This is a genomic window from Aeromonas sp. s6 (genome assembly GCF_040907815.1).
Taxonomy (GTDB): domain Bacteria; phylum Pseudomonadota; class Gammaproteobacteria; order Enterobacterales; family Aeromonadaceae; genus Aeromonas; species Aeromonas caviae.
The window spans coordinates 15895-26991 of sequence record NZ_JBFOCN010000095.1; the positions used below are offsets into that span (position 1 = coordinate 15895).

Sequence of the window (11097 nt, forward strand, 5' to 3'; positions counted from 1 at the left end):
GTTACTCCTTGGTTGCGGGTGTGTTGGCCGGAGAGGACTGGCTGTAGAGGAACTTGCCAATCAGATCTTCCAGCACGATGGCGGACTTGGTGTCTTCGATCATGTCGCCATCCTTGAGCATGCTGGTGCCCATCTCCTCATCGCTGAACCCCGGTGCCAGACCGATGTACTGCTCACCGAGCAGGCCAGAAGTCAGGATGGAGAGGGTGCTGGTCTCGGAGAACTCGCCGGCACTCTTCTGCATCTGCAGGGAAACGATGGGGACCTGGCTCTTGGGATCCAGGGTGATGTCGCTGACACGACCGACGACGACGCCGCCGACCTTGACCGGCGAGCGTACTTTCAGGCCGCCGATATTATCGAAATGGGCGCGCAGGGTATAGGTTTCTCCTTCCGGTTTGAAACTCAATCCCGCCACTTGCAGTGCCAATGCCAGAATGGCCGCGATGCCAGCCAGCATGAAGGCGCCAACCAGAAATTCTACTTTGCTGAACTTCATCTTTCCCTTATCCAAACATGACTGCGGTGAGTATAAAATCCAGACCGAGCACGGCCAGGGATGAGTGAACCACGGTACGGGTCGTCGCCTGACTGATCCCGGCCGAGGTCGGTTTGGCATCATAGCCGTTGAAGAGCGCTATCCAGGTCACCACCAGGGCGAAGATCAGGCTCTTGATGGCGCCCTGCATGATGTCGTCCTGCCAGTCGACGGAGGCCTGCATGGCGGACCAGAAACTGCCTTCGTCCACCCCCAGCCAGTCGACACCAACCAGCTTGCCGCCAAAGATGCCGATCAGGCTGAACATGAAGGCCAGCAGCGGCATGCTGATTACCCCGGCCCAGAAGCGGGGCGCCACGACCCGACGCAGCGGATCGACCGCCATCATCTCCAGGCTGGAGAGCTGCTCGGTGGCCTTCATCAGGCCGATCTCGGCGGTGAGGGCGGAGCCCGCACGACCGGCGAACAGCAGGGCTGTGACCACAGGGCCCAGCTCACGGAGCAGGGAGAGGGAAACCAGAGGCCCCAGGCTCTGCTCTGCGCCGAAATCCTTCAATACGTTGTAACCCTGCAGGGAGAGCACCATGCCGATGAAGAGGCCGGACACCAGTATGATGGCGACGGATTGCACTCCCACCACATACAGTTGCTGCACCAGCAGCGGGAAGTGCTTGCGTGGCTGGGGCCGTCCTGCCAGTGCATGAAACAGCATGATGGTTGCCCGGCCGACGGCGTTGATGAAACGCACACCGCTGCGGCCCAGCTTGCTTATCTGACTTGTCAACATCACAGATCCTGTAGCAGGTCACCTGCCGGAAAATGAAACGGAACAGGACCGTCGGGCAATCCCTTGAGGAACTGCTCGACTTCGGGATTGTGCTCCTCGCGCAGCTGCTCCGGTGTGCCGTGTGCCACTACCTTGCGGTTGGCGATGATGTAGGCGTAGTCGGCGATGCTCAGCACCTCTTTCACGTCGTGGGTGACGATGACGGAGGTGATGCCGAGGGCATCGTTGAGCTCCTTGATGAGCTTCACCAGCACCGCCATGGTGATGGGGTCCTGCCCCACGAAGGGCTCGTCATACATGATGAGATCCGGATCCAGCGCGATGGATCTCGCCAGGGCCGCGCGACGCGCCATGCCACCGGAGAGCTCGGACGGCATCAGCTTGGCCGCCCCGCGCAGACCGACAGCCTGCAGTTTCATCATGACGATGGTGCGGATCAGCTCTTCCGGCAGGCCGGAGTGCTCCCGCAGCGGGAAAGCCACGTTGTCGAAGACGGTCATGCCGGTGAACAATGCGCCACTCTGGAACAGCATGCTCATCCGTTTACGCACTTCATACAAGCGTGAACGGGAGAGCGTGGGAACGTCTTCCCCGTCAAACAGAATGTGACCGGACTCAGGCTTGAGCTGGCCCCCGATCAGGCGCAGCAAGGTGGTCTTGCCGATCCCGCTCGGACCCATGACGGCGGTGACCTTGCCACGGGGAATGGTCAGGTTGATCCTGTCGTACAGCAGCCGATCCCCGTGACTGAAGGTCAGGTCGGAGATGGTGATCAGGTCATCGTTCAAACAATTGTCCATCCGGTATAAATGAAGAGCGAATTTTATGGGCTAGTCTAGGTCTAAGCAACAGCGAGGAACAACTATTGAGCGGGTTTCCCCCCCAAGTACGCGACAGTTTTATGTAACAACCTGCGTCAATGACCGCCCATTCCGCATCCGATTCGCTTATCTCGGCAGACTTTTTTATAATCCCGCAGCAAATTTCGGCCCGGAGCTGTGCCTTTATGTCTGTAAAGCCTGAAAAAGTGTCTGAATTGTTCGATTTCCGTCGCAGCGCCCGAGCGGTGCTGGACATAGAAAAACAAGCCATTGATGGACTCTACCAGTACCTTGACGAGGCGTTCGAGCGCGCCTGCGAGATGGTGCTGCGCTGTGGCGGCAAGATAGTGGTGACCGGCATGGGCAAGTCGGGTCATATCGGTAACAAGATTGCCGCGACCCTGGCCAGCACGGGAACGCCCGCCTTCTTCCTGCACCCGGGCGAGGCGAGCCACGGGGATCTCGGCATGATCTCAGCCGGGGATCTCATCATCGCCATATCCAACTCCGGCGAGAGCGACGAGATCCTGGCCCTGCTGCCGGTGCTCAAGCGCCGCGGCATTCCACTCATCTGCATGACAGGCAATCCTGCTTCCACCATGGCGAAAGAGGCCAACGTGCACCTGTGCATCAAGGTGGAGAAAGAGGCCTGCCCCCTCGGTCTGGCCCCGACATCCAGCACTACCGCCACCCTGGTGATGGGGGACGCGCTGGCCGTGGCCCTGCTGGAGGCCCGTGGCTTCACCGCCGATGACTTTGCGCTGTCGCACCCGGGCGGGTCCCTCGGCAAGCGGTTGCTGTTGCGAGTGGGCGATCTGATGCACAGCGGCGAGCTGTTGCCCAAGGTGGGGATAGATGCCACCATCAGCCAGGCGCTGCTGGAAGTGAGCCGCAAGGGGCTCGGCATGACGGCGGTGGTGGACGATCAAGGGCTGCTTGCCGGTCTGTTCACCGATGGTGACCTGCGCCGCATTCTGGACCTGCAGGTGGATATTCATCACACCCCCATCAGCCGCGTCATGACGGTGAACTGTGTTACCGTAGGGCCTGAGATGATGGCGGCCGAGGCCGTCAAGCTGATGGAAACCAGGAAAATCAACGGGTTGTTGGTCGTGGATGGGGAGAGACACCCGCTGGGTGCCTTCAACATGCATGACCTGCTGAAAGCCGGAGTAATTTGATGCAAGACGTACCGACCCTCTATGGTCTGGTGACGCGCAGCCAGTACGAGAAGGCGGCGCAGATCCGCCTGCTGGTGTGCGATGTGGATGGGGTGCTCTCCAACGGCTTCATCTATATGGGCAATAACGGCGAAGAGCTGAAGACTTTCTGCACCCGTGATGGTGCCGGCATGCGTGCCCTGCTCAATGCGGGCATCGAGATTGCCATCATCACGGGGCGAAACTCCCGCATCGTCAGCGATCGCATGAGGAGTCTGGGAGTCCAGCACCTGGTGCAGGGTGCAGACAAAAAGCTGCCCCACTTCGAGGCCTTGCTGACCAAGCTCGGGCTGGATGGATCGCAAGCCGCCTATATGGGAGATGACACCATCGATCTGCCGGTGATGCAGGCTTGCGGCCTGGGTATCGCTGTTGCCGACGCCCATCCGCTTGTGCTGGCGAAGGCGGATCTGGTGACGCGGCTTGGCGGTGGCGTCGGGGCCGTGCGCGAGGTGTGCGACCTGATCTTGCAGGCCCAGGGATTGGCTGACTATCAACCCGAGGCGTCGCGATGAACAAACAGACTGTGCTGTTCGGCCTGCTGTTTCTGGCTGCGCTGGCGGCCTGGCAGCTGGGGGAGATCGAGCTGGTCCCCGAGCCGACCACCAAGACGGAAAATTTTCAACCGGACTTCACCGCCAGAGAGTTGGTGACGACCCGCTTCAACGAGCAGGGCAAGCGCACCGAGCGGCTGGAATCCGAATATGCGGAGTACTACCAGGTGCTCGAGCAGGCCACTTTCACCAAGCCGGTGGTCTACATGTTCGATGACAAGGGCGCGGCCGAATGGAAGCTGACGGCCGAAACCGGGGTGCTCAACACCGATGACAATGTGATCCTCCGTGACAAGGTGCATCTGGACGGTCTGCTGCCCGCTTCCTTCATCTCCACGCTGGATACCTCCTATCTGGAGCTGGATCTGGTGACGCAGGGGATGAGAAGCAACCAGCACATCAGCATTGTGGGCCAGGAGTTCCAGACCGAGGGCGTTGGCCTCAAGGGCCACCTGGAACGTAAATATTTCGAGTTACTGGATAAAGGCCATGCCACTTATTTCAATGAAAAACGTTAATCTGGCCCTCACGGCCCTGTTGCTGTGCGGTTCCCTGAATGCCAAAGAGTCCGACTTTGCCGAGAAGGTCTATGTGGATGCGGTCAAGCAGGTGGCCGAGATGCAGGACAACCGCATCACCTTCAGCGAGGATGTCATCATCACCCAGGGCACCATCAAGATTAAGGCCGACAAGGTGGTGGTGATCCGCTCCGGCGACAAGGGCGCCGAGGTGATGACCGCGTATGGCAACCCAGCCACCTTCTTCCAGGTGCTGGACAACGGCAAACCGGTCAATGCCCATGGCAACAGCATCCGCTACGAGCTTAAGAACCGGCTGGTGACCATCACCGGCAATGGCCAGCTCAAGCAGGAAGACAGCCAGGTGACCGGCGATCTCATTCGCTACGACATCGTCAAGCAGAAGATGATTGCCGAGAGCAAGGGGCCCACCCAGCGCGTCAAGACGGTGTTCCTGCCGGATCAGGTGGAGAACTTCGACAAACCCGCCGATCAGAAGAAGTAGGAAACAACAGCCATGGCAGTGTTAAAAGCAACGGGTCTGCAAAAGAGCTACAAGCGCCGCATGGTGGTCAGCGATGTGAGCCTGGAGGTGGGAACGGGCCAGATCGTGGGCCTGCTCGGCCCGAACGGCGCGGGCAAGACGACCTCCTTCTACATGATCGTGGGCCTGGTGCAGCGAGATGCCGGCCTCATCACCATCGACGAGCAGGACATCAGCCTGCAGCCCATGCATATCCGTGCCCGCAATGGCATCGGCTATCTGCCCCAGGAGGCCTCCATCTTCCGGCGCCTGTCGGTGTTCGACAACTTGATGGGGGTCATGCAGACCCGCAAGGGGTTGAGCCGCGAAGAGCGGGAGGATAAGGTCGAACAGTTGCTGGAAGAGTTCAATATCACCCATATCCGCGACAGCCTGGGTCAGAGCCTCTCGGGTGGGGAGCGGCGCCGGGTGGAAATCGCCCGGGCGCTGGCGGCAGAGCCGAGATTCATTCTGCTCGATGAGCCTTTCGCAGGTGTTGATCCTATTTCAGTCATCGATATCAAAAAGATCATCCAGCATCTGAAAGAACGCGGGTTGGGTGTGCTGATAACGGACCACAACGTCAGAGAGACGCTGGATGTGTGCGAGAAGGCCTACATCGTCAGCCACGGCAAGATGATTGCCGAGGGCGCGCCGGCCGATATCCTCGCCGATGAGCAGGTCAAGCGCGTCTATTTGGGCGATCAATTCAGTCTATAGTAAGGGGGCACCCCTCATTTTTGTTAGGTGACTGCCTCGCTGAACATAAGGATATCCCGACGTAGATGAAGCCGACATTACAGTTGCGTCTCGGTCAGTCCCTGACCATGACGCCACAATTACAACAAGCGATTCGTCTGCTCCAGCTCTCCACCCTGGAACTCCAGCAGGAAATTCAGCAAGCGCTCGACAACAACCCCTTGCTGGAGCAAGAGGAGAACGAGGCGCAGGAAACCAGTCAGGCAGAGACACAGGACGCCAGTCAACTCGACTCCAGCGATGCCATGGCCCAGGAGAGCATGCCGGATGAACTGCCGGTGGACACCACCTGGGACGAGGTCTACTCGGCCGGTACGGCCCAGAGTGCAGGCCCCATCCATGACGGGGAAGACAGCGTCTATCAGGGGGAGACCACCGAGAACCTGCAAGACTACCTGCTGTGGCAGATGCGGCTCACCCCGTTCAGTGATGTGGATGCGGCCATCGCCCTTGCCATCATCGATGCCATCGACGAATCCGGGTATCTGACTGCCACCCTCGAGGATATTCAGGCTGCAGTCAGCAGCGAGGAGGTAGAAGTCGAACTGGATGAGATCGAAGCCGTGCTCAAGCGGGTGCAGCATTTCGATCCGGTCGGCATCGCCGCCCGTTCGGTGCAAGAGTGTCTGCTGATCCAGCTCGGCCAGTATTCGCCGGACCTGCCCTGGCTCGACGAAGCCAGAGAGGTGATCCGCGAACACATGGACCTGCTCGGCAATCGCGACTACCGCACCCTGGCTCGCAAGACCCGCCTCAAGGAGAGCGATCTCAAGGAGGTGCTGGATCTCATCCAGCAACTGGAGCCCAGACCCGGCAACGGCATCATCCAGAGTGAATCCCAGTACGTGATCCCGGATGTGTCCGTGGTCAAGAAGGGCAGCAAGTGGGTGGTTGAACTCAATCCGGATTCTGCTCCGCGCATCCGTGTCAACGAGGCCTATGCGGCCATGGCGCGCAATGCCCGCAGCAGCACGGATACCCAGTTCATCCGTTCTCATTTGCAGGAGGCCAAGTGGTTCATCAAGAGCCTGGAGAGTCGTAACGACACCCTGCTCAAGGTGGCCAGCTGCATCGTCGAGCAGCAGCAGGGCTTTTTCGAGTACGGCGAAGAGGCCATGAAACCCATGGTACTCAACGACATCGCGGAAGCGGTGGAGATGCATGAGTCGACCATTTCACGGGTCACGACCCAGAAGTACATGCATACGCCCCGCGGCATTTTTGAACTGAAGTTTTTTTTCTCCAGTCACGTCAATACGGAGGGAGGAGGAGAGTGCTCATCGACCGCTATTCGCGCCCTGATCAAGAAGCTGGTGACGGCGGAAAACCCCGCCAAGCCGCTTAGTGATAGCAAGATCGCGGATTTGCTGGCCGAACAGGGTATTATGGTGGCGAGACGCACGATCGCAAAGTACCGTGAATCCTTGTTGATCCCGCCATCCAATCAGCGCAAACGCCTGGTTTAGGCAAACAAAAGGAAGACGTTATGCAAATTAACCTGACCGGACACCATGTCGAGATTACCGAAGCTCTGCGTGATTATGTGAACAACAAATTTGCCAAACTCGAGCGTCACTTTGACCATATCAACAACGTACACGTGGTGTTGAGCGTCGAAAAACTGAACCAGATCGCCGAAGCCAAGCTGCATGTCAGCGGGGGAGAGGTGTTCGCCAATTCGCAGCATGCCGACATGTATGCGGCGATTGATACCCTGCTGGATAAACTGGATCGGCAGATCATCAAGCACAAAGATAAGTTAAATCAAAAATAACTATGCAACTTGAACACATACTGAGTCGGGACTGCACCAAGAGTGCGGTCCCTTGTACCAGCAAGAAACGCGCGCTCGAGATCATCAGTGAACTGGCCGCAGAGCGCCTCGGCGCTTCCCGCCAGGTCCTGTTTGAAAGCCTGCTGGCGCGAGAAAAGATGGGCAGTACCGGGATCGGAGCCGGTATCGCCATCCCCCACGGCCGGATTGACGACGCCTTCGCGCCGACCGCCGTGTTGATGACCTTCTCCGAGCCCATCCCTTTCGATTCTATCGACAATCAACCGGTTGACCTGCTCTTTGCATTGCTGGTGCCGGAAAGCGAGTGCAAGCAGCACCTCAAGACTCTTTCCCTGATGGCATCCAAACTGGGTGACAAGGCCGTCTGCCGCCAGTTGCGCCAGGCGACCAGCGACGAAGAACTCTATCAGATCATGACGTCGGCCTGAGGCCGGGTCTGACACAGCCACGTTGGCGTGAGGGGACAAGATGCAGTTAATAGTAGTAAGCGGTCGTTCGGGCTCCGGCAAGACGGTGGCCCTGAGGGTGCTCGAGGATCTCGGGTACTACTGCGTGGACAACCTGCCGGTCAACCTGCTGCCCCAGTTGATCGTGTCGGTGGAGAGCCAGTATGACAAGCTGGCTGTCAGCATCGACGTGCGCAACCTGCCTGCCCAGGCAGACAGGCTGGAGAACCTGCTGAGCCAGGTGCGCAACGAGGGGCGAGTCAAGTTTTCGAGCTTCTTCTTCGATGCGGACAACGCGACCCTGCTCAAACGCTACGGTGAGAGCCGCCGTCTGCATCCTCTGTCCCGCAACAAGCTTTCGCTGGACGAGGCGATCCGGGAAGAGACCCACCTGCTGGCACCGCTCTCCTCGACCGCCGACCTGCGCATCGACACCACCAACCTCAGCATTCACGATCTCAGCGAGCTCATCAAAACCCGGGTGCTCGGCAAGAAAGAGAACGAGCTGGTGCTGGTGTTCGAGTCGTTCGGCTTCAAGTACGGCATTCCCAAGGATGCGGACTTCGTGTTCGACGCCCGTTTCCTGCCCAACCCGCACTGGATCCCGGAGCTCAAGCCCTTCACCGGCAAGGATGAGCCCGTGGCCAACTACCTCTCCAGCCAGCCGGATGTCATGCTGTTCATCCAGCAGATCGAGAATATGCTGGGGACCTGGTTGCCCCACCTGGAGCGCAACAATCGCAGCTATGTGACCGTCGGGATTGGCTGTACCGGCGGACAACACCGCTCGGTGTTCATCGCCGAACGGCTGGCCAGCGCATTCCGCTTGCTTGGCAAGAACGTGCAGATCCGCCATCGCACGTTGGACAAGCGTTCAAACCCCGCCTGACAGATCCACAGGATGCTCAGATGACCGTTTCCGCCTCGGTAGAAGTCAAAAACAAGTTAGGCATTCACGCGCGACCGGCCATGATGCTGTTCGAGCTGGTGCAGGGGTTCGATGCCCACGTGTTGCTGCGCAACGAAGAGGGGGTCGAGGCCGACGCGGACAGCGTGATCGGCCTGCTGATGCTGGACTCCGCCCAGGGCAAACAGGTGGAGGTGCAGGTGGAGGGCCCCGAAGAGGTGGAGGCCCTGGCCGCCGTGGTGGCGCTGTTCACCTCGGGCTTCAATGAGGAGTAATACGCCTCGGCGTGCTCAAGGTGCGCTGCGAGCCAGCGCCTTGAAAGCGGCAAAATCCCGACAAGCCAGCAGACTTCTGCTGGCTTTTTCGTTCATCAGTGCCAGAAACAGATCATAAAGTCCCATGGCTTCCTCATAATCCGCCTTGGCGATGGCCAGCACGAAGATGAGGGTAGCGCTCTCGCCGTTGCCCCAATCGATCCCCTGGGGGGCCAGCACGGTATAGACCAGGGTGCGGCGCGCCAGCAGGCCGAGGGAGTGGGGCAGAGCGATGCCGTCCCCCAGCATGGTTGAGACAATTCGCTCCCGCTCCTGCAAGGATCCCCGGAATCCGCTCTCCACCAGATCCTCCGCCTCAAGCTGGCTGCAGATGCGATCAAACAGCACCCCCTGGCTGATGGGTTCATCAAGCACCATGAAGTGGTCGGCATCGAAATACTTGTCGAGCAGATAGGGACGGGTGCGATCGACGAGCACCAGCTTGCCGAGCTGCTCCAGCTGGTACTGAGTCGGGAAGGGGGAGACCTGTACCACGGGAGCATTCTTCTCGCTCACCTTGAGGGTGCTGATGACGAAATCCTGCTCGATCCGCGCAAGCCCTTCGTAATCCCGTACCGACTCCAGCGTGGTCAGCTGCAGTTGGGGGTATTCCCGCCGGATGCGTGCTTCCAGCACCCGGAAGGTGGCGTTGCCCGCATCGCACAGCAGCAGCGCCTGGGGGCGCCGGGTGTAACCGATGTCGTAGTGGCGCTCCAGGCCGACCCCGATGTGGATCACCAGGTAGCCGATCTCGTGATGGGTCAACCGGTAGGGGGTCTGCCTGATCCACTCAGAGATGGCCGCCAGGGTGATGTCGTAGGCGAGGGGGTAATACTGCTTGATGTGGTCCGCCAGGGGATTGTGGCTGCCAATCTGGTATTTGACTCGCAGCAGCATGGCGCCGATATGGGTCTGCAGGTCGGCTCGCAATTGCGGGTCGCCGCGCAGGTCATAGGGGTAGTGGTGGTGGATGTAACCCAGCAGGTGCGTAGTCAGCTGCTCGCTCTCGGCCGCCATGGCCGGGCTGAGCAGGGGCGTCTCTGCAGTGAGGCGAGCCTGGATCTGGATGGCGAGACAGGCGATCTCTTCCTGCCCCGGTGACGTCAGGGTTGGCAGCTCGGCATAGATGTCGCGGGCCACCACTGCCAGGGGTGGGGTGATGTCGTTGCTGGCAAACTGGCGCAACTCGTGGCCAGACGCCTGGCGAAGCAGTGCGACGGCACAGTAGACGGTGACTTGCTGCAGGCTCTCGTCGGCCAGGCGCAGCTGATGGCGACCGAGTTGCTCGTGAATGTGGTTGCCCACTACCTCCAGCGTCTTGCTGGGACAGAGGGTGGGCAACAGGCTCTGGAGCGGATGCTGGTGCAGCAGCTCCTGGCAGAGCAGTTGGGTGAGGCAGGCGCGGATCGCCATCTCGCTTCCCGCAATGCGCATCCCCACTCTGGGTTTGCTGTCGATGGTGAGCCCGAAGTGGGCGAGCCGCTCCCGCACCTCCGTCATGTCCCCTTGCAAAGCCGCCCGGCTCAGATACCAGGTGTCCGCCAGCTCGTCGAGTTTGATCCCCTGTTCCGCCGTCAGCAGCAAGACCTGGAGGTGCAGCACCCGCTCGCGGCTGGTGCGAGGCAGGGGGCTCTCCTGCCCCTGGGCGGCCAGCAGCGCATCGAACAGTCCCTGATTGTAGATCTTGAGCTGGTAGCCGCTGCCCCGCTGATGGATCAGGTGGGCGCCCCGGGTGGCGATGAGCTCGTTCAGGGTCGCCACGTCGGTACGCACCGTGCGGGTGGAAACATTGAGACGGCGGGCCAGCTCCTCCTGTGGCAGAGGCTCGGCGTGAAGCAGGGCGAGCAGTTGCTGGAGTCTGGGGTGGGGCAGCTTGGTCATGAGGGGTGGGGACTCCTGTCGCGGATGGTGGGGCGATGTTAACAAGGGGGTCATTAACAAGCCAGGCACCGCC

Annotated in this window: 14 protein-coding genes; 10 read left to right on the plus strand and 4 right to left on the minus strand. The window is 59.9% G+C overall.

Annotation, left to right across the window (positions count from 1 at the left end):
• Position 1 precedes the first annotated feature (1 nt).
• From mlaD to mlaF, 3 genes are read right to left on the minus strand one after another with little or no spacing between them, the layout of a single operon-like run.
• Positions 2-499: an outer membrane lipid asymmetry maintenance protein MlaD gene (gene mlaD, locus AB5Y50_RS14485; RefSeq protein ID WP_010675879.1), complete on the minus strand. Its 498-nt coding sequence runs from the start codon at positions 497-499 to the stop codon at positions 2-4.
• 7 nt (positions 500-506) lie between these two features.
• On the minus strand, positions 507-1286 hold the full coding sequence (gene mlaE, locus AB5Y50_RS14490) for a lipid asymmetry maintenance ABC transporter permease subunit MlaE (RefSeq protein WP_010675878.1): 780 nt from the start codon (positions 1284-1286) through the stop codon (positions 507-509).
• On the minus strand, positions 1286-2086 hold the full coding sequence (gene mlaF, locus AB5Y50_RS14495) for a phospholipid ABC transporter ATP-binding protein MlaF (protein ID WP_029314846.1): 801 nt from the start codon (positions 2084-2086) through the stop codon (positions 1286-1288). The genes mlaE and mlaF overlap by 1 nt, the downstream gene beginning before the upstream one ends.
• A 206-nt stretch (positions 2087-2292) precedes the next feature.
• Here mlaF and AB5Y50_RS14500 point away from each other — a divergent pair, with 206 nt between their 5' ends.
• The 10 genes from AB5Y50_RS14500 (at position 2293) to npr (ending at position 9104) form a co-directional block, all read left to right on the plus strand.
• Positions 2293-3288 (plus strand): KpsF/GutQ family sugar-phosphate isomerase, encoded by a 996-nt coding sequence (locus tag AB5Y50_RS14500; RefSeq protein ID WP_029314845.1) that lies wholly within the window; start codon positions 2293-2295, stop codon positions 3286-3288.
• Positions 3288-3842 carry a 3-deoxy-manno-octulosonate-8-phosphatase KdsC gene (kdsC, locus tag AB5Y50_RS14505; RefSeq protein ID WP_049637178.1) on the plus strand — a complete coding sequence of 185 codons (555 nt, stop codon included), beginning with the start codon at positions 3288-3290 and terminating at the stop codon, positions 3840-3842. The genes AB5Y50_RS14500 and kdsC overlap by 1 nt, the downstream gene beginning before the upstream one ends.
• Positions 3839-4399: an LPS export ABC transporter periplasmic protein LptC gene (lptC, locus tag AB5Y50_RS14510; protein WP_039040473.1), complete on the plus strand. Its 561-nt coding sequence runs from the start codon at positions 3839-3841 to the stop codon at positions 4397-4399. Before kdsC ends, lptC begins: the two co-directional genes overlap by 4 nt.
• Positions 4386-4904: a lipopolysaccharide transport periplasmic protein LptA gene (gene lptA, locus AB5Y50_RS14515; protein WP_010675873.1), complete on the plus strand. Its 519-nt coding sequence runs from the start codon at positions 4386-4388 to the stop codon at positions 4902-4904. The genes lptC and lptA overlap by 14 nt, the downstream gene beginning before the upstream one ends.
• A gap of 12 nt (positions 4905-4916) precedes the next feature.
• Positions 4917-5642 carry an LPS export ABC transporter ATP-binding protein gene (gene lptB / locus AB5Y50_RS14520; RefSeq protein ID WP_010675872.1) on the plus strand — a complete coding sequence of 242 codons (726 nt, stop codon included), beginning with the start codon at positions 4917-4919 and terminating at the stop codon, positions 5640-5642.
• 65 nt (positions 5643-5707) lie between these two features.
• Positions 5708-7147 carry an RNA polymerase factor sigma-54 gene (locus AB5Y50_RS14525; RefSeq protein WP_041211850.1) on the plus strand — a complete coding sequence of 480 codons (1440 nt, stop codon included), beginning with the start codon at positions 5708-5710 and terminating at the stop codon, positions 7145-7147.
• 20 nt (positions 7148-7167) lie between these two features.
• Complete coding sequence (gene hpf / locus AB5Y50_RS14530) at positions 7168-7455, plus strand: ribosome hibernation promoting factor (protein WP_005305957.1); 288 nt, start codon at positions 7168-7170, stop codon at positions 7453-7455.
• A 2-nt stretch (positions 7456-7457) separates the two neighbouring features.
• Positions 7458-7904, plus strand: coding sequence for a PTS IIA-like nitrogen regulatory protein PtsN (gene ptsN / locus AB5Y50_RS14535; RefSeq protein ID WP_010675870.1), 447 nt, complete (start codon positions 7458-7460; stop codon positions 7902-7904).
• Between the two features lie 40 nt (positions 7905-7944).
• Complete coding sequence (rapZ, locus tag AB5Y50_RS14540; RefSeq protein WP_010675869.1) at positions 7945-8811, plus strand: RNase adapter RapZ; 867 nt, start codon at positions 7945-7947, stop codon at positions 8809-8811.
• A 20-nt stretch (positions 8812-8831) separates the two neighbouring features.
• Entirely contained in the window at positions 8832-9104 is a 273-nt protein-coding gene (npr, locus tag AB5Y50_RS14545; RefSeq protein ID WP_010675868.1) for a PTS phosphocarrier protein NPr, read from the plus strand.
• Positions 9105-9119: 15 nt separating this feature from the next.
• Here npr and AB5Y50_RS14550 read toward each other — a convergent pair whose 3' ends face one another.
• Positions 9120-11024 (minus strand): transcription antiterminator, encoded by a 1905-nt coding sequence (locus AB5Y50_RS14550; protein WP_049637179.1) that lies wholly within the window; start codon positions 11022-11024, stop codon positions 9120-9122.
• Between the last annotated feature and the right edge of the window lie 73 nt (positions 11025-11097).